General features: G+C 66.9%; 14 protein-coding genes. 12 read left to right on the top strand and 2 right to left on the bottom strand.

Annotation, left to right across the window (positions count from 1 at the left end):
* Nucleotides 1-32: 32 nt before the first annotated feature.
* From CEX88_RS09915 to CEX88_RS09905, 3 genes are read left to right on the top strand one after another with little or no spacing between them, the layout of a single operon-like run.
* Entirely contained in the window at nt 33-4,208 is a 4,176-nt protein-coding gene (locus CEX88_RS09915) for a glycoside hydrolase family 38 N-terminal domain-containing protein (protein WP_094293339.1), read from the top strand.
* Nucleotides 4,205-4,771, top strand: a complete 567-nt coding sequence (locus CEX88_RS09910; protein WP_094293338.1) for a DUF7158 domain-containing protein — start codon at nt 4,205-4,207, stop codon at nt 4,769-4,771. Before CEX88_RS09915 ends, CEX88_RS09910 begins: the two co-directional genes overlap by 4 nt.
* Nucleotides 4,771-5,691, top strand: coding sequence for an ROK family protein (locus CEX88_RS09905; RefSeq protein ID WP_094293337.1), 921 nt, complete (start codon nt 4,771-4,773; stop codon nt 5,689-5,691). The genes CEX88_RS09910 and CEX88_RS09905 overlap by 1 nt, the downstream gene beginning before the upstream one ends.
* Here the strand turns inward: CEX88_RS09905 and CEX88_RS09900 are convergent, their stop codons facing one another.
* Nucleotides 5,692-6,054 (bottom strand): winged helix-turn-helix transcriptional regulator, encoded by a 363-nt coding sequence (locus tag CEX88_RS09900; RefSeq protein ID WP_068201377.1) that lies wholly within the window; start codon nt 6,052-6,054, stop codon nt 5,692-5,694.
* A gap of 68 nt (nt 6,055-6,122) precedes the next feature.
* Between CEX88_RS09900 and CEX88_RS09895 the strand changes: the two genes are divergently transcribed.
* The 9 genes from CEX88_RS09895 to CEX88_RS09855 all read left to right on the top strand — a co-directional run bounded on the left by CEX88_RS09895 (nt 6,123) and on the right by CEX88_RS09855 (nt 22,612).
* Nucleotides 6,123-6,560: an anthrone oxygenase family protein gene (locus tag CEX88_RS09895; protein WP_094293336.1), complete on the top strand. Its 438-nt coding sequence runs from the start codon at nt 6,123-6,125 to the stop codon at nt 6,558-6,560.
* 356 nt (nt 6,561-6,916) lie between these two features.
* A complete protein-coding gene (gene rplJ, locus CEX88_RS09890; RefSeq protein ID WP_059101516.1) occupies nt 6,917-7,444 on the top strand; it encodes a 50S ribosomal protein L10 in 528 nt (175 codons plus the stop codon).
* A gap of 97 nt (nt 7,445-7,541) precedes the next feature.
* Nucleotides 7,542-7,934 carry a 50S ribosomal protein L7/L12 gene (gene rplL / locus CEX88_RS09885; RefSeq protein ID WP_064345556.1) on the top strand — a complete coding sequence of 131 codons (393 nt, stop codon included), beginning with the start codon at nt 7,542-7,544 and terminating at the stop codon, nt 7,932-7,934.
* 192 nt (nt 7,935-8,126) lie between these two features.
* Nucleotides 8,127-9,206, top strand: a complete 1,080-nt coding sequence (locus CEX88_RS09880) for an ABC transporter ATP-binding protein (RefSeq protein ID WP_066849591.1) — start codon at nt 8,127-8,129, stop codon at nt 9,204-9,206.
* A gap of 38 nt (nt 9,207-9,244) precedes the next feature.
* The gene (locus CEX88_RS09875) at nt 9,245-11,545 is read left to right on the top strand and encodes a molybdopterin-containing oxidoreductase family protein (RefSeq protein WP_094293335.1); all 2,301 of its coding nucleotides are present in this window, start codon (nt 9,245-9,247) and stop codon (nt 11,543-11,545) included.
* A gap of 58 nt (nt 11,546-11,603) precedes the next feature.
* Nucleotides 11,604-13,586: a hypothetical protein gene (locus tag CEX88_RS09870; protein ID WP_094293334.1), complete on the top strand. Its 1,983-nt coding sequence runs from the start codon at nt 11,604-11,606 to the stop codon at nt 13,584-13,586.
* 399 nt (nt 13,587-13,985) lie between these two features.
* Nucleotides 13,986-17,471, top strand: coding sequence for a DNA-directed RNA polymerase subunit beta (gene rpoB, locus CEX88_RS09865; RefSeq protein ID WP_094293422.1), 3,486 nt, complete (start codon nt 13,986-13,988; stop codon nt 17,469-17,471).
* A 35-nt stretch (nt 17,472-17,506) separates the two neighbouring features.
* Nucleotides 17,507-21,463: a DNA-directed RNA polymerase subunit beta' gene (locus CEX88_RS09860; RefSeq protein ID WP_094293333.1), complete on the top strand. Its 3,957-nt coding sequence runs from the start codon at nt 17,507-17,509 to the stop codon at nt 21,461-21,463.
* A 153-nt stretch (nt 21,464-21,616) separates the two neighbouring features.
* Nucleotides 21,617-22,612, top strand: coding sequence for a calcium/sodium antiporter (locus CEX88_RS09855; RefSeq protein ID WP_094293332.1), 996 nt, complete (start codon nt 21,617-21,619; stop codon nt 22,610-22,612).
* Nucleotides 22,613-22,725: 113 nt separating this feature from the next.
* On the opposite strand, the gene CEX88_RS09850 is transcribed toward CEX88_RS09855, so the two are convergent.
* Nucleotides 22,726-23,721, bottom strand: coding sequence for a YihY/virulence factor BrkB family protein (locus CEX88_RS09850; RefSeq protein WP_094293331.1), 996 nt, complete (start codon nt 23,719-23,721; stop codon nt 22,726-22,728).
* Nucleotides 23,722-23,789 lie beyond the last annotated feature (68 nt).

The following is a 23,789-nucleotide window of genomic DNA, read 5'->3' as shown; positions in this document are numbered from 1 at the left end:
ACCGTCGACCGAAACCGCCGTAGGGTTTGGTTGTGCGGGTCATTTCGGCGGAGTCGACGGATCTGTTCGTCGGGCCCGCGGACGCGCTGTCGCAGATCGTGCGGGTGACCTACACCGATGGGGCCGGCGAGGTGCGCGTCGACGGCGACGGGCTGGCGGGCCACGCGCGAGCGGCGGTCGGCGACGGCACCGTGGAGGTGGCGGTCACCGTCATCGACCCGGTCCCCGGTGAGCAGCGGCCGGCGCAGGTCGTCACGGGCGACGGCATCACGCCGTTCGTCTTCACCGTCGCCGAACCCGGCTGGACGATGTACATGATCAGCCACTTTCATTACGACCCGGTGTGGTGGAACACGCAGGCCGCCTACACCAGTGTGTGGAGCGAGGACCCGCCGGGCCGGTGCCGCCAGACCAACGGCTTCGATCTGGTCAGCGCTCATCTCGAAATGGCCCGCAGGGAACCGGAATACAAGTTCGTGCTGGCCGAGGTCGACTACCTCAAACCGTTCTGGGACACCCACCCCGAGGATCGCGACGATCTGCGCCGTTTCATCGCCGAGGGCCGCGTCGAGATCATGGGCGGAACGTACAACGAGCCGAACACCAACCTCACCAGTCCCGAGACGACCATCCGGAACTTCGTGCACGGCATCGGGTTTCAGTGCGACGTACTCGGAGCCGACCCGGCGACGGCCTGGCAGCTCGACGAGTTCGGCCACGACCCGCAGTTTCCGGGGATGGCCGCTGATGCGGGGCTGACGTCGAGTTCATGGGCCCGCGGCCCGCACCATCAGTGGGGCCCGATGGCCGGCGGCGGCGACCCACAGCGCATGCAGTTCAGCAGTGAATTCGACTGGCTATCCCCGTCCGGCCGCGGGTTGCTGACGCATTACATGCCTGCTCACTACGCGGCCGGTTGGTGGATGGATTCGGCGCCGACGCTGGCGGACGCCGAAGCCGAGACCTATCAACTGTTCACGTCGTTGAAGAAGGTGGCGCTGACTCGCAATGTGCTCCTGCCCGTCGGCACCGACTACACGCCACCGAACAAGTGGGTCACCGATATTCATCGAGATTGGAACGCCCGCTACACCTGGCCGCGGTTCATCTGCGCGATACCCAGCCAGTTCTTCGCCGCGGTCCGCGCCGAACTCGCCGAGGCCGGTGTTCAGGCGTCGCCGCAGACCCGGGACATGAACCCGATCTACACCGGCAAAGACGTCTCCTACATCGACACCAAGCAGGCTAACCGGGCTGCCGAAGACGTCGTGCTCGACGCCGAGAAGTTCGCGGTGTTCGCCGGGCTTCTCGGTGGTGCCACGTACCCTCAGGCGGCCCTGGCCAAGGCGTGGGTGCAATTGGCATACGGCGCGCACCACGATGCGATCACCGGCTCGGAATCCGACCAGGTGTACCTCGACCTGCTGACGAGCTGGCGAGACGCGTGGGAGCTGGGAAGGGCCGCCCGTGACCATGCGCTGGCTGTGCTGTCGGGAGCCGTCGACAAACCGGTTGTCGTATGGAATCCCCTCGCGCACAGGCGCACCGACGTCGTCACCGCTCACATCCCGAAGGCGGTCGAATCTGTGCGTGTCGTCGATTCTGCGGGCGAGGAGATGCCCGCTCACGTCGAGCACGGCGGGCGCACGGTCAGCTGGCTCGCCCGCGATGTGCCGTCGCTGGGGTGGCAGTCCTACCGGCTCCTGGACGGTGATGGCGCGGCAGTGGCGTGGGAACCGGTGAGCGGAAACGAGATCGGCAACGACCATTACCGGTTGCGGGTCGATCCGTCACGAGGCGGCGCGGTCGAGTCGTTGGTCGAATGTGGTTCGGGCCGGTCGGTGATCGCTGACGGTGAGGTCGGCAACGAGTTGGCGGTGTACGACGAGTACCCGGCGCATCCCGAGGCGGGTGAGGGGCCGTGGCACCTCCTGCCCACGGGCCCGGTGGCGCGCTCGTCGTCCTCGCCTGCCACGGTGCAGGCCTATCGCGGAGCGCTCGGGGAGCGGCTGGTCATCGAGGGCGTCGTCGCCGATGTGCTGCGCTACACGCAGGTTCTCACGCTGTGGCACGGTGTGGCGCGCGTCGACTGCCGGACCACGATCAACGAATTCACCGGCGCCGACCAGCTGTTGCGGCTGCGCTGGCCGTGCCCGGTGCCCGGTGCGATGCCGGTCAGCGAGGTCGGTGACGCGGTGATCGGACGCGGGTTCGCGCTGCTGCACGAACATGACCGCGAAACGTCGGTCGACGCCGCGACGCATCCGTGGACGCTGGACAACCCGGCATACGGCTGGTTCGGGCTGTCGTCGACGGTGCGGGTCCGGGTCGGCGAGGGGTGTCGGGCGGTCTCGGTTGCCGAGGTGATCATGCCGACCGAAAGCGATTCCGCGATGGCGCGACCGCTGATGGTTGCGCTTGCGCGCGGCGGTGTCACCGCGACGTGCAGCGGCTCAGACAGGCCGCGCTACGGTGATCTCGCCGTCGACTCGAACCTTCCGGATGTGCGGATCGCACTCGGCGGTCCTTGCGAAAACGCGTTCACCACAACCATTCTCGAAGCCGTCGATTCGGTGTACCGCGAGGAGGTGAAGCGACAGCTCGATGCGACCGGTGCGGCCAGGGTCTGGGTGCCTGCGGCCGTCCGGCTGGCGGAGGCGTGGGTGCCGAGCGCGGACCTGCGCGATGTGCGGGCACTACCGGTGCTGGTTCTCGCGGGCCCGGTTCTGGACGATGTGGTGGCGGGTATGGTCGACGACTTGGCCGACTTCGAGATCCTCGTCGAGCAGTCGGCGCCTGCCGATATGGAAGCGTTCGAGGACCGTACGGTGGTGGTGCTGAACCGCGGTGTGCCCGGGTTTGCCGTCGAATCGGATGGCACGCTGAATCTTTCCTTGATGCGGTCGTGTACCGGTTGGCCCTCGGGCACGTGGATCGATCCGCCGCGCCGCACGGCGCCGGACGGGTCCAACTTCCAGTTACAGCACTGGACGCACACGTTCGACTACGCGCTGGTCTCGGGGGACGGCGACTGGCGCCGGGCAGGCGTCTTCGCTCGCAGCGCCGAGTTCTCGAACCCGCTTCTGGCGGTGACGGAGAAGTCAGGAGCGGCGGGTGGCCTGCCGCCGTCGGGATCGTTGTTGGAGATTCAGCCGGCGGGCTCGGTGCGGCTCGGTGCGCTGAAGGCCGCAGGCAACCCACTGGCAAGCGGCAGCGCGCGGCCGGTACACCCATCTGACGGGGTCGCGATGCGGCTGGTCGAAACCATCGGCAGCACAACCGAAGTCACGGTCACCTCGGGGCTGCGCCGGGTGTCCGCCGCGGTCCGGGTGGATCTGCTCGAGCAACCCCGCGTGCAGGAGGTGACGCCGGACGGGCTGTCGTTGCACGGTTTCGAGGTCGCTACCGTGTTGGCCCGGTTCAATCTGCCGCAGGTTCTGCATGCCGACCATGCCGTCCTCGCGCCGGAGGCGGAGCAGGCCCAGCCGCTCTATGCCAGGTACTGGCTGCACAACCGCGGTCCGGCACCGCTTGGCGGGCTGCCGGCCGTCGCCCACCTGCACCCGCAGCACATCATGGCGTCGGATTCTTTAGTGCAGCTTCGTCTCACCGTGGCCAGCGATTGCTACGACGAGGTTCTGCACGGTCGGGTGCGGCTGCTGTGTCCGGACGGCTGGACCGCAGAACCCGGCGTACTGCCGTTCATGCTGCCTCCGGGTGAATACGTCGACACCACCGTGAACGTGACCCCACCGAAAGCGGTGTCACCGGGGCTGTATCCGATACGCGCCGAACTCGCGTTGACGGGTGCGCATGTCTCGATTCCGCCGTCGTGGCGTCAGGTGGTCGAGGACGTATGCGTCGTCGCGGTCGACGCGCCTCCCGACGACACCCTGTTGCGGCTCGTCGCCGGGCCTGAGTCGGTCGACGTGGTGGCCGGTGAGACGTCCCGTATCGGGGTCAGGGTCGGTACCGATGCGTGCGCGGACGTGGCGGTGGAAGCACACCTGATCAGCCCGTGGGGCACGTGGGAATGGTTGGGACCGGGAGTATCCGGTGTCGAGCTGACCGCTAGGGGCACGACCGAGATCAGCTTTGACGTCGCACCGCCGGAATGGGTCGAACCGGGCGAATGGTGGGCGCTGATCCGATTGGCCGCCGCCGGACAACTCGTCTATTCACCCGCGGTGAAGGTGACGGTGCGGTGAGCGCGTCGGCATGGGCGGGCGTCGCGGCGACGGTGGACGGTGTGCCAGTGTCACTCGACGAGGTCGACGCGCGCGAAGCCTCGCTGCGGGCTTCGCGGATTTCCTCCTCGCTGCCGCGTCCCGGCACCAGCGAGGGTCGGCAGCTGCGGCGTTGGCTGACCCAGCTCTTGGTTGCCGAGCGCGTCGTGGCGACGGAGGCCGCGGCACGCGGGTTGAACGTCGATGGCGCGCCGTCCGAGGCCGAGGTGCTGCCGGACATGACCGTGCGGATGGAGATCGGCAGCGTGGCGGCTTCGCTGCTGGCTGACCCGCTGGCCCGCGCCTTGTTCGCCGAGATGACGGCGGGCATCGACGTCGCCGATGACGAGGTGGCGTCGTACCAGGAGCGAAACCCGTTGCGCTTCAGCAATACAGCGGAGGTCGCCGCGCATCTGCGTGCCGCCGCGCGTCGCCGGGCCTTCCGGCTGTGGCTGGACGTCCGGTGTGTGGCGGCCGTCGAACTCGCCCCCGGCTATGAACATCCCGGCGATCCCCGTCAACCCGACAACACCCACCGGCACTGATGGCCGATCTCGCTCTCGCCCTCGATATCGGCGGCACGAAGATCGCCGTCGGTCTCGTCGACGGTGCGGGCACGCTGGTGCACAGGACCGCATCACCGACGCCGGACGGTGATGCGGAAACGACCTGGGCCGCGGTGGATTCGCTGATCACCGAGGCGTTGGCGACCGCCGGTGGACGGATCCGCGGTGTCGGGATCGCCTCGGCCGGGCCGATCGACTTGTCGGCCGGCACCGTCAGCCCGATCAATATCGGCTCGTGGCAACGGTTTCCGATCGTCTCGCGGGTGGCTTCAGTTGTCGGCACGCCGGTGCGACTCGCCGGCGATGGTTTGTGCATGGCGATGGGAGAGCACTGGCGCGGTGCGGGCCGCGGCGCCGACTTCCTGCTCGGCATGGTGGTTTCGACCGGTGTCGGCGGCGGACTGGTGCTCGACGGCGCTCCCTACGACGGCCGGACCGGTAACGCGGGCCACGTCGGTCACATCGTCGTCGATCCGGACGGCGCGCCGTGCACGTGTGGCGGGCGCGGTTGCGTCGAGACCATCGCCGGGGGCCCGCGCATGGCGCAGTGGGCACGGGAGCAGGGGTGGGATGCGCCAGCCGATGCCGACGCCAAGGAACTGGCCGACGCCGCCAACGCAGGAGATCCCCTGGCGCTGAGCGCGTTTCGCCGTGGTGCAGTCGCGGTGGGCGCGATGATCGCGTCGGTCGGCGCGGTCTGCGACCTGGACCGGGTCGCGATCGGCGGGGGCGTGGCCAAGGCCGGGGCGCTGCTGTTCGACCCCGTCCGGGAAGCACTCGCCTCCTACGCCGGGCTGGACTTCATCCGCGGCATCGAGGTGGTGCCCGCCGAACTCGGCGGCGACGCGGGCCTCGTCGGGGCGGCGGCCTTGCTGCGGCAGCAGACGGGAGACGGCTGACTAAGCCGGTTGCGTGCGCTTTCGTGTCTGCCGGGAGTGCCTGCGGTCCATGTGGTTTCGGCCCCAGTCGCACAGGCTCTGCAGCACCGGGGCAAGCGTCATGCCGTATTCCGAGATCGAGTAGTGCACGCACGGCGGCACGGTGCGGGCATCGTGGCGGTCGATGATGCCGTCGGCGACCAACTCGTGCAGATGGCGGATGAGCATGCGCTCGGTGATGTCGGGGATGCTGCGCCGCAGTTCCGCGGTGCGCATCGGACCGTCCTGAAGTCGCCACAGGATGGTGCCCTTCCACCGCCCGTCGATGACCGTCAGCGCGGTGTCGATCGGGCATTCGTTGACGCCCTTCTTGGAAACCGCCACGACTCCTCCTGAGCTGACAAATTTGGCAGTACCTTGTTTTGTGGCAGCGTAACGGGCACGGTCGAGGGATGGAACCAATCATTGGAGTGCTGGCCCTGCTGATCGTCGGACCGTTGGTCGGCGTCGAGCTCGCGGTCGCGGTGTTCCTGAACCCCGTCCTGGGCCGGCTGCCCGACGGGGCGTTCGCGCAGGCCCGCAGCGACAGCGGGCGGGTGCTGGGCACGGTGATGCCGTTCTGGTACGCAGGGGCGCTGGTGGTGTTGATCGTGGCCGCAGTGCTGTTGCGGGTGGACTGGCTGTTCATCACCGCGGCGCTGACCATGGCCTTGGCGGTGGTGGCGACCGTGGCGCTGATGGTGCCGATCAACAACCGGATCGGGCGCTGGTCTGGCGGCGCCGACGCCGACCGCGGGCTGGCGCGCCAGTGGGACCGGCTGCACTGGCGGCGGGTGGGCCTCCTTGTGGTGGTGTTCGGGCTGGCGGTCGCTGCACTCGCCGGGGTGTAGGCGGTTTGTGCACGCTCGCGACCGGGTGAGCGTGCGCAAGCGGCTGGAAAATCGGGGCGTGTCGTGGGCAAACGCGCACGCTCGCGGAGATGGGGGAGGTGCGTTTTGGCTGATGAGGGGGCGGTCGGCTATTCTTGACGGCGTTCCACCGAAGACCGTCGGTCACCGATGAGCGCTCGCGCGAAGAGCACATAGCTCGAGCAATCGGTTGAAGGTCCCGGATCACCCGGGCGGCCCACGCAGGAGGACGAGGCTACAGCTTTGTGCGCCCCGACCTGTCTGCGTCGGGGCGTTCGTCGTTTTTCGGCCCCGCAACCCTCACTCGGCCCACGGTCCCCATCCACGAGGAGGCATGCATGGCCAAGGCTGACAAGGCCACCGCGGTTGCCGACATCGCCGAGCAGTTCAAGGAGGCTTCGGCGACGCTCGTCACCGAGTACCGCGGGCTGACGGTGGCCAACCTCAAGGACCTGCGCCGTTCGCTCGGTGATTCCGCCACCTACACAGTCGCCAAGAACACGCTGGTCAAGCGTGCCGCGGCGGAGGCGGGCATCGAGGGGCTCGACGAGTTGTTCGTCGGTCCCACCGCGATCGCGTTCGTCAAGGGCGAGGCCGTCGACGCCGCCAAGGCGATCAAGAAGTTCGCCAAGGACAACAAGGCCCTCGTCATCAAGGGCGGCTATATGGACGGCCGCCCGCTGAGCGTGTCCGAGGTCGAGCGCATCGCCGACCTGGAGTCGCGCGAGGTGCTGCTGGCCAAGATGGCCGGCGCGATGAAGGCGAATCTGTCCAAGGCCGCCGGCCTGTTCAACGCTCCGGCGTCGCAGGTCGCCCGGCTGGCCGCCGCTCTGCAAGAGAAGAAGGCCGGCGAAGAAGCCGCTTAACCCACCCCAACCCGCGATTTGTGGAGCCGCACCGGCGCTGACCGCCGCCAGGACTCCGCAAATCGCAACTAGAAGTAAGAATCAGAAAGGACCACTCATGGCCAAGCTGTCCACCGACGAGCTGCTCGACGCGTTCAAGGAACTGACGCTGCTGGAGCTCTCCGAGTTCGTCAAGAAGTTCGAGGAGACCTTCGAGGTCACCGCCGCTGCCCCGGTCGCCGTCGCGGCTGCCGGCCCCGCCGCCGGTGGCGCCCCCGCCGAGGCCGCCGAGGAGCAGTCTGAGTTCGACGTCATCCTCGAGGGTGCCGGCGACAAGAAGATCGGCGTCATCAAGGTCGTCCGCGAGATCGTCTCCGGCCTGGGTCTCAAGGAGGCCAAGGACCTCGTCGACGGCGCTCCCAAGCCGCTGCTCGAGAAGGTCGACAAGGCCGCCGCCGACGACGCCAAGGCCAAGCTCGAGGCCGCGGGCGCGACGGTCACCGTCAAGTAACACCACGCCGGCTCGCCGGCACTACCACAACTGTGGGGTCGATCCAGCAAACGGGTCGGCCCCACAGTCGTTTTCTCGGTGGGTCACAATCGACACCAGACTCGTGTTGTGGCCGGAAGCGGTAGGCTACAGTGACTCAAGCCACAAGCGGTGAAGCCTGTGGCGTGACGATGATTGGCGGAAGGATCTCGCGTGGGCATTGGCATCCAGATTGAGGGACTGACCAAGTCCTTCGGCCCCCAGCGAATCTGGGAGGACGTCACATTCGACTTGCCGCCCGGCGAGGTGAGCGTTCTGCTCGGCCCCTCCGGTACGGGCAAGTCCGTGTTCTTGAAGTCGCTGATCGGGTTGCTGCGCCCGGAGCGCGGCAGCATCATCGTCGACGGCACCGACGTGATCCAGTGCACCGCCAAGGAGCTCTACGAGATCCGCACGCTGTTCGGCGTGATGTTCCAGGACGGCGCGCTGTTCGGCTCGATGAGCCTCTACGACAACACCGCTTTCCCCTTGCGTGAGCACACCAAGAAGAAGGAAAGCGAAATCCGCCAGATCGTCATGGAGAAGCTCGAGCTGGTCGGTCTGGCCGGCGACGAGAACAAGTTCCCCGGCGAGATCTCCGGTGGTATGCGCAAGCGTGCCGGGCTGGCCCGCTCCCTGGTACTCGATCCGCAGATCATCCTCTGCGACGAGCCGGACTCGGGTCTGGACCCGGTTCGTACCGCCTACCTTTCCCAGCTGCTGATCGACATCAACGCGCAGATCGACTGCACGATCCTCATCGTGACGCACAACATCAACATCGCCCGCACCGTGCCCGACAACATGGGCATGCTGTTCCGCAAGCACCTGGTGATGTTCGGTCCGCGCGAGGTGCTGCTGACCAGCGACGAGCCCGTCGTGCGGCAGTTCCTCAACGGTCGCCGTATCGGTCCGATCGGTATGTCCGAGGAGAAGGACGAGTCGACGATGGCCGAAGAGCAGGCCATGATCGACGCCGGTCACCACGACGGCGGTGTCGAGGAGATCGAGGGTGTGCCGCCGCAGATCCAGGCGACGCCCGGTATGCCGGAGCGCCAGGCCGTCTACCGCAGGCAGGCCCGGGTGCGCGAGATCATGCACACCCTGCCGCCCAAGGCGCAGGAAGCCATCCGTGCCGACCTCGAAGGCTCGAACACCCACTCGGGCAGCGCCTTCCCGGACGCCACGACGGCCCGGCACAGCACCGTCGATGAAGAAGCCCCGACGGGCGCCATCCCGCGCGCACAGCAGTAGGCCGCCGATGTGACGTCGATGAGCGCTCGCGCTAAGAGATGACGCGCGAATATCATCCGACGTTCTGCCGGATCTGCGAACCGCTGTGCGGCATGATCGCGACCGTCGAGGACGGCCGGCTGATCGAACTGCGCCCCGACAAGAACCATCCCGTCTCGTCGGGATTCGCCTGCCAGAAGGGCATCGCCTTCACCGAGGTGGTCAACGACCCCGACCGGGTCACCACGCCACTGCGGCGACGCGCTCGCGCTGACGGTCTTCGCGCAAGCGGTCCCCCGCAAGCGGGTGGTGCCCCCACATCCGAAGGAGGCTTCGAACCCGTTAGCTGGGACGAGGCGATGACCGACATCGCTGGTCGGCTCACCGAGATCCACCGCAGGCACGGGGCGGGCGCGATCGGCTGGTATTTCGGCAACCCGGGTGCGTTCAGCTACTCATACACGCTGAGCCTGAGCATGCTGATGGGTGGATTCGGCCTCGGTCTGCGCGGCGGTCCCGGCCGGGGCCTGCACGTGTTCACCGCAGGCTCGCAGGACGTGAACAACCGCTTCGTCGCCAGCCAGTTGCTGTACGGGTCGCCGCTTGCGCTGCCCGTACCCGATGTGTTGCGCACCGACTTCCTCGTGGTCATCGGCGCCAACCCCGTCATCTCACACGGCAGCGTGCTCACCGCGCCGCGGATCCGGGACCGCATGCACGACATCGTCAAGCGGGGTGGCCGCGTGCTGGTCGTCGATCCCCGCAGGACCGAGACGGCGGCGCAGTTCGAGTGGCTGGGCATCGTCCCCGACGGCGACGCCTACCTGCTGCTGTCCTTATTGCATGTGATGTTCGGTGAGAACCTGGCCGACCGCCGACGCCTCGCGGAGCAAGCGAACGGCGCGGAGTGGCTCGAGCGGCTGGCCGAACCGTTCAACCCCGAAGTCACCGAGGCGCACACCGGGATCGACCCCGACACCGTCCGCACGCTGGCCCGCGACCTGGTCGGGACCGAACGGGCAGCGGTGTACGGACGTGTCGGCACCAGCATCGGCGAGAACGGGACGCTGACGACGTATCTGCTGGATGCCGTCAACCTGGTGGCCGGCAATCTCGACGTGGCGGGCGGCAGCATGTTCGGCCGGCTCGGCATGCCGGGGGAGCGGTGGCTCAACAAGGCCGGCGGGGCACTACTGCGCACCGTCTACACCCGCAAACGGTCACGCATCGGCGGATTTCCCTCCGTCCTCGGTTCCGAACCCGCGGGCGTGATGGCCAAGGAGATCGCCACGCCGGGACGCGGACAGGTCAGGGCCTTGTTCGTCGGTGCGGGCAACCCAGTGCTTTCCGTGCCCAACGGCGACGAATTCGAGACCGCGTTGGAGTCCCTGGAGCTGATGGTCGGGATCGACCTCTACCTCAACGAGACGCTGGCGCACTGCGATTACGTGCTGCCCGCGACGTCGATGTACGAACGCGACGACTTCCCGCTGCCGTTCCAGACGCTGCAACCCACACCGTTCCGGCAAGCCACCGAGGCCGTCGTCGCTCCGGTGGGCCAGGCCCGCCCAGAGTGGGAGATCATCGACGATCTCACCGCCAGGATGTGGCGGTCGACGCCCGGCCTCACGATGCTTGCCGGTGTGCGAAAGGTGTTGTCGGCGTTTCGTGTTCAACTCACCCCGCGGACGCTCGCCGATGCCGTGATCCGGTTGGCCGAGGGCGGGGACCGGTTTGGCCTGCGGCGCGGATTGAGCTTCGCCAAACTCACCGGCAACCGTCCGCACGGCGTCGTGCTGGCGGACCATCTGCGGGCCGGCGTGCTGCGGGACATCGTCGTCTACCGCGGCCGCCTGGTGCGCCTGCGCCACGACGAGATCGCCGCCGAGGTCGACAAGCTGTCGCGTCGCCGCGTCGCCGACGGCTATCCGATGCGGCTGATCGGCATGCGTGAGGCGCGGTCGGAGAACTCGTGGATGCACAACTCGCCGCTCCTGATGCGCGGTGAACGTACGCACCGAGCGCTCATGCACGTCGACGACGCGACAGCCGCCGGCATCGTCGACGGCGACACCGTCCGGATCACCTCGCCGCACGGCCAGATCGAGGTTGCGGTCACCGCCACCAAGGACATCGTGGCCTCCGTGATTGCGGTCCCGCATGGTTGGGGACACAAGGGCACGGCCGGCTGGCGGGTCGCCAACGACGCGGGCGGCGCCAATGTCAACCTGTTGATGTCCAGCGATCCGGCCGATATCGAGAGCCTGGCCGGGATGGCCCGGTTGACCGGTGTCCCGGTGCGTGTCGAGCGGGTCGCCTCGGTGGTCGCGCCATCCCGGCACGCGCAAACTTTCGCATAAGGCCGGTTCGCGGCCAGCAAACCCGTTATCTTTCTCCCGTCGTCGAGCGGGAGAGGTCATGGTCGACCGGTTTCTGGTGTGGTTGAGAGCGGGTGTCGTCACCGCGGGACTGTCGGTGGCAATCCTCGCCGGTGCGGGTGCGGCGATCGCCGACGACGGTTCGTCGTCGGATGGCGGTGGGTCCGCGTCCTCCGAGTCGTCGAATTCCGCTGACAGTGCGAAGGATTCGGCCGCCGGCGAATCGTCGGCAAGCACCGCCTCGTCCCGGGCCTCGAACGCAGCCACCGCGCGCACGACCGGCGTCGCGCCACGCACCCGCGTCGGCGCGAAGGCGCCCGACGACACGAAGGATGCGAAGAGTTCCGACGCCACCGACGAGGCGGACCGGAGCGCCGACCGGAATAGGCCCGCGGCGACGCCGAAAGACGCCGACACCGCAACAGCTGAGGCAAAGGACGCCGAAATGGCCGCCACGGTCACCGACGATTCTCCGGCCACCGACGCCGTGGTGGAGCAGCCGGTGGTCGAGCAGCCCGTGACCGAGCAACCGGTGGTCGACGATTCCGCGAACGAGGTACCCACGACCGACGCCGAGGTGATCGAAGAGGTCGCGACGTCACGCTCGAACCGTGACCACACAGACCAGCGGGCGACGGCCGTGCTCTCTCCGAACGCCGCCACCGCCACCCGGGAAACCACCACCGGCCCCACCGAAGACACGGCCGTCAAGAAGGCCGCGCTCGTCGCCGAAATCGACCGCACCGTCGACCCGGCCGCCGCCGAGGAACGCACTGCGGTCGTCCTCGAACAGCCGGCCGCCACCGTCGTCGAGGACACCGAGGAAATCGGTGTGCACGCGGTGGCCTTCGCGTCGGCGCCACCGGCGGTGACCACCGCGACCGCACCCCAGATCCCGCTCATCCTGCGGGTGATCGGCACGATCGTGTTCGACCTCTACGCCGTCGCGACCCGGCTCCTGGGCGGCCCGCCGATCCTGCCGCCCAACAGCACGGTCACCGTGCGCTCCTCGACGCTGCGAATCGACTGCGCATGCGCCGAAGGGGAAGGGGTGGAGGTGCCCGCCGACTGGTACATCCCGCAGACAGCCGAAGGCGCGCCACCGCCTGATCGGCTGGTCTATCTGCAGCACGGCTTCCTCGCCAGCGCCCCGTGGTACAGCCACACCGCGGCCGCGCTGGCGGAACGCACCAACAGCATCGTGGTCGCGCCGTCGGTCAGCTCGAACTTCTTCGCTCTCGACGGATGCTGGCTGGGAGGTGCGCCGATGCACGAGGCGATGGCGGGACTGTTCGACGACGAGAACACCGCGTTGCTCGAGAGCGCGCGCGCCGCCGGCTATTCCGGCCCGATCCCGGATCGCGTCGTGCTGATGGGCCACTCGCTCGGCGGCGGTGCCGTCTCGGGCGTGGCCGGCTACATGGTCGACAAGCAAACCGTCGACCGGCTCGCCGGGGTGGTGCTGCTCGACGGTGTCGCGCTCGGCGACCCGGCGGTGATGACGGAGTCGCTGAGGAAGGTTCCGCAGGATATCCCGATCTATCAGCTCGCCGCGCCGGTCTACATGTGGAACAACTTCGGCGCCGGCCTCGACGCGACCCTTGCGGCGCGGCCCGGCCAATTCGTCGGCGTAACGCTCGTCAACGGCTCACACGTCGACGCCATGCGGGGCGGCAATCCACTGATTCAGTTCGCGCAGGAGCTGGTCGCCGGGTTCTCGCGCCCCGAGAACTCCGCGGCCGCGCAGATGCTGATGGTCGGTTGGGTCAACGACATGTTCGACCCGGAGGGGGCCAAGGAGGGCGTCTACCTGCAGCCCGGCGAGCAGTACAGCTTCGACACCCCGGCGGGCAGGGCCACCGTGGTCGCGCTGCCCAACACCCTGACCAAGCCGTTCCTGCTGAACTTCCTGGAGCCGTTCATGCCGTTGGCCGACGGCTTGTTCTCTATGGATCCGGTATGCGTCCGCGAATCGGTGGGCTCGACCGGGTCCGGGCACTGCAGCAACGCGATCGCCGCCTGACGCAAAACTCCACAACAACCCGTGTTATCTCTTGACGGGAAGCCGCCGAGGGGCCAATCTGTTCTGCAGCAATGTATGGACGTATGAGAAGGATCGAGTCGCCAGCCAGCGCCCCGATGCGTGCCATACATGCGGTTGGGTTGTGGATGTTTTGCGGATGTTGAGGAATACGCCGTCCTGCGGTACTGTTGGACGTTGCGCTGGCTGCATCCTGCCCACCTAAACCCGCACCTGACACCGATGTCCTAGCCTGAGCCCAGCTCAGTGATCTAGTCGCGTGCCGTGCGTTCGGGAAGTTTGTGGTCGTGAGTGGCCAGCCGAACCGACGCAGATATCGCGACGAAACGGACCGGTGGTCTACCGGGACGATAGTCGCATGAGGTGCTGGAAGGATGCATCTTGGCAGGGTCCCGCCCAAGCAAGACAGCAGAAGCTACTAAAAACTCCGTCCCCGGAGCACCAAACCGAATTTCCTTTGCAAAGCTCCGTGAGCCCCTCGAGGTTCCCGGGCTTCTTGACGTTCAAACCGAGTCTTTCGAATGGCTGATCGGCTCCGAGGCCTGGCGTGAGAAGGCCAAGGAGCGCGGCGAGGAGAACCCCGTTGGTGGCCTCGAAGAGGTGCTCTCCGAGCTGAGCCCGATCGAGGACTTCTCCGGCTCGATGTCGCTGTCCTTCTCCGATCCGCGCTTCGACGAGGTCAAGGCCCCCGTCGACGAGTGCAAAGACAAGGACATGACGTACGCGGCGCCGCTGTTCGTCACCGCGGAGTTCATCAACAACAACACCGGTGAGATCAAGAGCCAGACGGTCTTCATGGGCGACTTCCCGATGATGACCGAGAAGGGCACGTTCATCATCAACGGCACCGAGCGTGTCGTGGTGAGCCAGCTGGTCCGCTCGCCGGGCGTCTACTTCGACGAGAACATCGACAAGTCCACCGAGAAGACGCTGCACAGCGTCAAGGTGATCCCCGGCCGCGGTGCGTGGCTGGAGTTCGACGTCGACAAGCGCGACACCGTCGGGGTGCGCATCGACCGCAAGCGCCGTCAGCCGGTCACCGTGCTGCTCAAGGCGCTCGGTTGGACCAGCGAGCAGATCACGGAGCGGTTCGGCTTCTCCGAGATCATGATGTCGACGCTGGAGAAGGACAACACCGCCGGAACCGACGAGGCGCTGCTCGACATCTACCGCAAGCTGCGCCCGGGCGAGCCGCCGACCAAGGAGTCCGCGCAGACCCTGCTGGAGAACCTGTTCTTTAAGGAGAAGCGCTACGACCTGGCCCGCGTCGGCCGCTACAAGGTCAATAAGAAGCTGGGCATCACCGAGAATCCGGAACAGACCACGGCGACCACGCTGACCGAAGAGGACGTCGTCGCCACCATCGAGTACCTGGTGCGCCTGCATCAGGGCGATAAGACGATGACCGTTCCGGGTGGTGTCGAGGTTCCCGTCGAGGTCGATGACATCGACCACTTCGGCAACCGTCGTCTGCGCACCGTCGGCGAGCTGATCCAGAACCAGATCCGGGTCGGCCTGTCGCGGATGGAGCGCGTCGTGCGTGAGCGCATGACGACGCAGGACGTCGAGGCGATCACGCCGCAGACCTTGATCAACATCCGTCCCGTCGTGGCCGCGATCAAGGAGTTCTTCGGCACCAGCCAGCTGTCGCAGTTCATGGACCAGAACAACCCGCTGTCGGGTCTGACCCACAAGCGCCGCCTGTCGGCGCTGGGTCCCGGCGGGCTGTCCCGTGAGCGCGCCGGCCTCGAGGTCCGCGACGTGCACCCCTCGCACTACGGTCGCATGTGCCCGATCGAGACTCCGGAGGGTCCGAACATCGGCCTGATCGGCTCGCTGTCGGTGTACGCGCGGGTGAACCCGTTCGGCTTCATCGAGACGCCGTACCGCAAGGTCAAGGACGGTGTTGTTACGGATGACATCGAGTACCTGACCGCCGACGAGGAGGACCGCCACGTCGTGGCGCAGGCCAACTCGCCGATCGATGACAAGGGCCGCTTCGTCGAGGAGCGCGTCCTGGTCCGCCGCAAGGGCGGCGAGGTCGAGCAGATCTCGTCGAGCGAGGTGGACTACATGGACGTCTCGCCGCGCCAGATGGTGTCGGTCGCGACGGCCATGATCCCGTTCCTCGAGCACGACGACGCCAACCGCGCCCTGATGGGTGCCAACATGCAGCGCCAGGCGGTTCCGCTGGTGCGCAGCGAGGCCCCGCTGGTCGGCACCGGGATGGAGTTGCGTGCCGCGATCGACGCCGGCGACGTCGTCGTCGCCGACAAGGCGGGCGTGATCGAGGAGGTCTCGGCCGACTACGTCACCGTGATGGCCGACGACGGCACCCGGCACACCTACCGGATGCGCAAGTTCGCGCGGTCGAACCACGGCACCTGCGCCAACCAGCGTCCGATCGTGGACGCCGGCCAGCGGGTCGAGGCGGGTCAGGTCATCGCCGACGGGCCGTGCACCGAGAACGGTGAGATGGCGCTGGGCAAGAACCTGCTCGTGGCGATCATGCCGTGGGAGGGCCACAACTACGAGGACGCGATCATCCTGTCCAACCGCCTGGTGGAAGAGGACGTGCTCACCTCGATTCACATCGAGGAGCACGAGATCGACGCCCGCGACACCAAGTTGGGCGCCGAGGAGATCACCCGGGACATCCCGAACGTCTCCGATGAGGTGCTGGCCGACCTCGACGAGCGCGGCATCGTCCGCATCGGTGCCGAGGTCCGCGACGGCGACATCCTGGTCGGCAAGGTCACCCCGAAGGGTGAGACCGAGCTGACCCCGGAGGAGCGGCTGCTCCGTGCGATCTTCGGTGAGAAGGCGCGCGAGGTCCGCGACACGTCGCTCAAGGTGCCCCACGGTGAGTCCGGCAAGGTCATCGGCATCCGCGTGTTCTCCCGCGAGGATGACGACGAGCTGCCCGCCGGCGTCAACGAGTTGGTCCGCGTCTACGTCGCGCAGAAGCGCAAGATCTCCGACGGCGACAAGCTGGCCGGACGCCACGGCAACAAGGGCGTCATCGGCAAGATCCTGCCCGTCGAGGACATGCCGTTCCTGCCTGACGGCACCCCGGTGGACATCATCTTGAACACCCACGGTGTGCCGCGTCGTATGAACATCGGTCAGATCCTGGAGACCCACCTCGGGTGGGTGGCCAAGAGCGGCTGGAAGATCAACGGTTCACCGGACTGGGCGAACGCGCTGCCCAAGGAGCTGCTGGAGTCCGAGCCGGGAAGTATCGTCTCGACACCGGTGTTCGACGGTGCCCGCGAGAACGAGCTGCAGGGTCTGCTGGGGTCCACGCTGCCCAACCGCGACGGCGAGACGCTCGTCGACGAGGACGGCAAGGCGATGCTGTTCGACGGTCGCAGTGGCGAGCCGTTCCCGTATCCGGTGACGGTGGGCTACATGTACATCCTCAAGCTGCACCACTTGGTGGACGACAAGATTCACGCTCGCTCCACCGGGCCGTACTCGATGATCACCCAGCAGCCGCTGGGCGGTAAGGCGCAGTTCGGTGGCCAGCGGTTCGGCGAGATGGAATGTTGGGCCATGCAGGCCTACGGCGCGGCCTACACGCTGCAGGAGCTGTTGACCATCAAGTCCGACGACACCGTCGGCCGGGTCAAGGTGTACGAGGCGATCGTCAAGGGCGAGAACATCCCCGAGCCGGGCATCCCCGAGTCGTTCAAGGTGTTGCTCAAGGAATTGCAGTCGCTGTGCCTCAACGTCGAGGTGCTGTCGAGTGACGGCGCCGCGATCGAGATGCGTGACGGCGACGACGAGGACCTGGAGCGCGCTGCGGCGAACCTGGGAATCAACTTGTCGCGCAACGAATCTGCCTCTGTCGAGGATTTGGCCTAATAGTTTTCTAGTCCCGAAAGGGGAAAGGGAGTTACGTGCTAGACGTCAACTTCTTCGATGAACTCCGTATCGGTCTCGCGACCGCGGACGACATCCGCAACTGGTCATTCGGCGAGGTCAAGAAGCCCGAGACCATCAACTACCGCACGCTGAAGCCGGAGAAGGACGGCCTGTTCTGCGAGAAGATCTTCGGACCGACTCGCGACTGGGAGTGCTACTGCGGCAAGTACAAGCGCGTCCGCTTCAAGGGCATCATCTGTGAGCGCTGCGGCGTCGAGGTCACTCGCGCCAAGGTGCGTCGTGAGCGGATGGGCCACATCGAGTTGGCCGCACCCGTAACGCACATCTGGTACTTCAAGGGTGTGCCTTCGCGGCTGGGCTATCTGCTCGACCTGGCGCCGAAGGATCTCGAGAAGATCATCTACTTCGCCGCCTACGTCATCACCGCCGTCGACGACGAGATGCGCCACAACGAGCTGTCCACGCTGGAAGCCGAAATGGCCGTGGAGCGCAAGGCCGTTGAGGATCAGCGCGATCTCGATCTGGCCGAGCGGTCCCAGAAGCTCGAGGCCGACCTGGCCGAGCTGGAGAAGGAAGGCGCCAAGAGCGACGTGCGCCGCAAGGTGCGCGACGGTGGCGAGCGCGAGATGCGTCAGATCCGCGACCGGGCCCAGCGCGAGCTGGACCGGCTCGAGGAGATCTGGACCACCTTCACCAAGCTGGCGCCCAAGCAGCTCGTCGTCGATGAGGTGCTCTACCGGGAACTGCAGGACCGTTACGGCGAGTACTTCACCGGTGCGATGGGCGCCGAGGCGATCAAGAAGCTCATCGAGAACTTCGACATCGAGGCCGAGGCCGAGGAGCTGCGCGAGGTCATCCGAAGTGGCAAGGGGCAGAAGAAGCTCCGTGCGCTGAAGCGGCTCAAGGTGGTCGCGGCGTTCCAGCAGTCGAGCAACTCGCCGATGGGCATGGTGCTCGACGCCGTTCCGGTGATCCCGCCGGAGCTGCGCCCGATGGTGCAGCTCGATGGTGGCCGGTTCGCGACGTCGGACCTCAACGACCTGTACCGCCGCGTGATCAACCGCAACAACCGGTTGAAGCGACTGATCGATCTCGGCGCGCCGGAGATCATCGTCAACAACGAGAAGCGCATGCTGCAGGAGTCGGTGGACGCGCTGTTCGACAACGGCCGCCGCGGCCGTCCGGTCACCGGACCGGGCAACCGTCCGCTCAAGTCGCTGTCGGATCTGTTGAAGGGCAAGCAGGGTCGGTTCCGCCAGAACCTGCTCGGTAAGCGCGTCGACTACTCCGGCCGTTCGGTCATCGTGGTCGGCCCGCAGCTCAAGCTGCACCAGTGCGGTCTGCCCAAGCTGATGGCTCTGGAGCTGTTCAAGCCGTTCGTGATGAAGCGTCTGGTGGATCTCAACCACGCGCAGAACATCAAGAGCGCCAAGCGCATGGTCGAGCGTCAGCGTCCGCAGGTGTGGGATGTCCTCGAAGAGGTCATCGCCGAGCATCCGGTTCTGCTGAACCGTGCGCCGACGCTGCACCGCCTCGGTATTCAGGCCTTCGAGCCGCAGCTGGTGGAGGGCAAGGCCATTCAGCTGCACCCGTTGGTCTGCGAGGCGTTCAACGCCGACTTCGACGGTGACCAGATGGCCGTGCACCTTCCGCTGTCGGCGGAGGCGCAGGCCGAGGCACGCATCCTGATGCTGTCGTCGAACAACATCCTGTCCCCGGCGTCGGGTCGGCCGTTGGCCATGCCGCGTCTGGACATGGTGACCGGCCTGTTCTACCTGACGACGATGATCGAGGGCGATGCCGGCGAGTACACGCCTGCCGCCAAGGATCAGCCGGAGACCGGTGTGTACAGCTCGCCCGCCGAGGCCATCATGGCGATGGACCGCGGTGCGCTGTCGGTGCGGGCCAAGATCCGCGTGCGGTTGACGCAGCTGCGTCCGTCCGCCGATCTGGAAGCCGAGCTGTTTCCGGAGGGCTGGAAGCCGGGCGACGCCTGGACCGCGGAAACCACGCTGGGCCGGGTGATGTTCAACGAGCTTCTGCCGCACGGCTATCCGTTCGTCAACGAGCAGATGCACAAGAAGGTCCAGGCGCGGATCGTCAACGATCTCGCCGAGCGCTACCCCATGATCGTGGTCGCGCAGACCGTGGACAAGCTCAAGGACGCCGGCTTCTACTGGGCCACCCGTTCGGGTGTCACTGTGTCGATGGCCGATGTGTTGGTGCCACCGCAGAAGCAGGAGATCCTGGACCGCTACGAGAAGGAAGCCGACCAGATCGAGAAGAAGTACCAGCGCGGTGCTCTCAACCACGACGAGCGCAACGACGCACTGGTCAAGATCTGGCAGGACGCCACCGAAGAGGTCGGCGAGGCGCTGCGGGCGCACTACCCGAAGGACAACCCGATCATCACGATCGTCGACTCGGGTGCCACGGGTAACTTCACGCAGACCAGGACCCTGGCCGGCATGAAGGGTCTGGTGACCAACCCGAAGGGTGAGTTCATCCCGCGTCCGATCAAGTCCTCGTTCCGCGAGGGCCTGACGGTGCTGGAGTACTTCATCAACACCCACGGTGCCCGAAAGGGCCTGGCGGACACCGCTCTTCGTACCGCCGACTCGGGTTACCTGACCCGTCGTCTGGTCGACGTGAGCCAAGACGTCATCGTTCGCGAGACCGACTGCGAGACCGAGCGCGGCATCAACGTCACGCTGGCCGAGCTGCAGGGCTCCGGAAAAGACGCAGCCTTGGTGCGCGATCAGCACATCGAGACGTCGGCCTACGCGCGGACGCTGGCCACCGACGCCGTCGACAAGGACGGCAACGTGGTCGTCGAGCGCGGTCACGACCTGGGCGACCCGGCGATCGAGGCGCTGCTGGCCGCGGGCATCACCGAGGTGAAGGTCCGCTCCGTGCTGACCTGTGCCACGGGCACCGGCGTGTGCGCGATGTGTTACGGCCGCTCGATGGCGACGGGCAAGCTCGTCGACATCGGTGAGGCCGTCGGCATCGTCGCCGCGCAGTCCATCGGCGAGCCCGGCACGCAGCTGACCATGCGCACGTTCCACCAGGGCGGCGTCGGTGAGGACATCACTGGTGGTCTGCCTCGCGTGCAGGAGCTGTTCGAGGCCCGCATCCCGCGGAACAAGGCGCCGATCGCCGACGTCACCGGCCGGGTGCAACTCGAGGAGGGCGAGCGCTTCTACAAGATCACCATCGTTCCCGACGATGGCGGCGAAGAAGTGGTGTACGACAAGCTCTCCCGTCGTCAGCGCCTGAAGGTGTTCAAGCACGACGACGGCACCGAGCGCCTGCTCGCCGACGGCGACCACGTCGAGGTGGGGCAGCAGCTGATGGAAGGTGCTGCCGACCCGCACGAGGTGCTGCGTGTCCAGGGCCCCCGCGAGGTGCAGATCCACCTCGTCAAGGAGGTCCAGGAGGTCTACCGCGCTCAGGGCGTGTCGATCCACGACAAGCACATCGAGGTCATCGTCCGGCAGATGCTGCGTCGCGTCACGATCATCGACTCGGGCAGCACGGAGTTCCTGCCCGGCTCGCTGACCGAACGTGGCGAGTTCGAGACCGAGAACCGTCGGGTGGTCGCCGAGGGCGGCGAGCCCGCGGCCGGTCGTCCGGTGCTGATGGGTATCACGAAGGCGTCGCTGGCCACCGATTCGTGGCTGTCGGCGGCGTCGTTCCAGGAGACCACCCGCGTGCTCACCGATGCGGCGATCAACTGCCGCAGCGACAAGCTGCAGGGTCTGAAGGAGAACGTGATCATCGGCAAGCTGATCCCGGCCGGTACCGGTATCAACCGCTACCGCAACATCCAGGTGCAGCCGACCGAAGAAGCCCGCGCTGCGGCGTACACGATCCCGTCTTACGAGGATCAGTACTACAGCCCGGACTTCGGCCAGGCCACCGGTGCCGCGGTGCCGTTGGACGACTACGGCTACAGCGACTATCGGTAGGAGTTCACGAAAAAGCCTCCGGGTCACGGCCCGGGGGCTTTTTCGTGCCCGGGGTGCGGGACGGCGACGCTCGGGGTGCGGCGAACGTGGGTTACCCGCACGCGGTATACGTGTTTGGCGTGACACGAGCCCACTCTCGACGGTCATGACCTGATGCTGGCGAACTTCGCCTGGTTCCTCGCTGGGCTGAGCGCATTGATCGTCGGCGCCGAGGTGATGGTCCGAGGCGGAGCCGAGGTCGCTGTGCGACTGGGAATCAGCCCGATCGTCATCGGGCTGACGGTGGTCTCGATCGGGACCAGCATGCCGGAATTGGCGGTCGGTGTGGTCGCGGCGGGGGAGGGCAGCGGCGCGCTGGCGGTCGGCAACATCGCCGGCACCAACGTGGTCAACGTGCTGCTCATCCTCGGTCTCAGCGCTGCGCTGGTGCCGCTGACGTTGCAGATGCGCACCATCCGGTTCGAACTGCCGATCATGGGTGTCGCGGCGCTGCTGCTGTTGGTGCTGGCCGCCGATGGCGTGCTGACCCGACTCGACGGCGCCATCCTGGTCGTGTGTGCGGTCGTCTACACCGCCGCGGTGATCTGGTCGGCTCGACGCGAATCCCACGCCGTCGCCGTCGAATTCGCGGCCGAGTTGGCTGCCGAGTACGCCACCGAAGAGGTCGGCTCGGCGACGACCAAACGGCGGCGGACCTCGACCAGTGCCGCGATGACGCTGGGCGGTATCGCGGTCGTCGTGCTGGGAGCGGATTGGCTTGTCGACGGGGCGGTCGGTATGGCGCGTCAGTTCGGCGTCTCCGACGCGCTGATCGGGCTGACGGTGGTCGCGATCGGCACGTCTGCACCGGAGTTGGTGACCACCATGATCTCCACCTTGCGCGGTGACAGGGACATCGCGATCGGCAATCTGATCGGCAGCAGCATTTACAACATCCTGCTCATCCTCGGCGTGACCTGCCTGGTGCCGGCGCAGGGGTTGAACCTGCCGTCCAGCCTCGTGACGATCGACCTGCCGATCATGGTGATCGTCGCGTTGGCCTGCATCCCGATTTTCATCACTGGGCGGCGCGTCTCGCGCGCCGAGGGCGTGGCGATGGTCACCGCCTACGTGGGCTACTTGTGCTTCCTGCTGGCCACACAGACGTGACCGCGGTTCAGCACACTCGGGGCGGGCTCGTCGGCGCCGCGAACGTGGGTTACCCGCACGCCTGGCACGGATTCGCGTGACATAACCCCACAGTCGGCGGGCCGGGAGGAGGCCTAGCTTGCTCGTCGTCGCCGGCGCAGCCGCCACGGATACTTCTCGTGCGGCCACATCTTTTCGATCTCGGCGTTGAACTCCGCGCCGAGCAACACCGCGAAAGCCGTGATGTAGAGCCACAGGACGACGGCGATCGGCACGGCGAGCTGGCTGTATACGGCGTCGTCACGCGCGCTGACCGTCAGGTACGCGCGAAGGCCCGCCGATGCCACCAGCCACAGGACCATCGCCAGCACCGCCCCGGGAATGTCCCGGCGCCAGGGCAATCGCCACGGCACACCGAGGTGATACAGCGTGACCAGTCCGACGAGGATCAGCAGCGCCACCCCTGGCCAGAACAGCAGATCCAGTGCGCGCAAAGTACTTTCGGTCAGCGGGTCGGGCGTCACCCACGCCACGAGGTCAGGCCCGAGGACAAGGGGCGGCAGAATCGCCACTGCGCCGAGTAGCCCGCCTGCGGTCAGCCCCAACGCAAGCAGCCGTCGTCGCCAAGCAGGCCTGGGCTCGACACCGTAGGCGATCGTGATCGTCTCCAGGTACCGATTGACCGCCCGTGAACCCGTCCACAGGCTCAGCACAATTCCGATGGAGATCACGCTTCCGCGCGATTGCATGAGCCCCGCCTCGACCACGCGCCGATACGACTCGAAGGTTCGCTCGGCAAGGAAGGAGTTGGGCACCTCGAGCAGCAGCCGATGTAGTCGCGCGGTGCCTTCAGGGCCGAGCGCTTCGGCGATGAACCCGAGCGAGCCGAGGACAGCAATCAACAGCGACGGCAGCGAGATCAGGGAGAACAGCGCGACCTCGGCGGCCAAGCCCGGTACGCGGTCACGCAGCGTGTCGTTGACGGTGCGGGCGATCAGCCGGCCTGCCTGCCGCACCGGCCGGGGCGCACGCGACAGCGTCGAAATCGCGCGACGTTGCAGGGTCGAACGGGCGGAAGCGACCGTATCCGACCACGACGAGAACGGAGACGGGTCGCTTCCAGATCCCACGCTCCGAGCCTAGGCGGCGGGGAGAGATGGTCCCGGCCAGTCATGTCGTTGGCTCTGCCTAGACTGGC

It is taken from the genome of Mycobacterium neumannii, from assembly GCF_002245615.1.
GTDB classification, from domain to species: domain Bacteria; phylum Actinomycetota; class Actinomycetes; order Mycobacteriales; family Mycobacteriaceae; genus Mycobacterium; species Mycobacterium neumannii_A.
The sequence above is the reverse complement of the archived record's forward strand: the minus strand, read 5'-3'. Positions and strand labels throughout refer to the sequence as shown.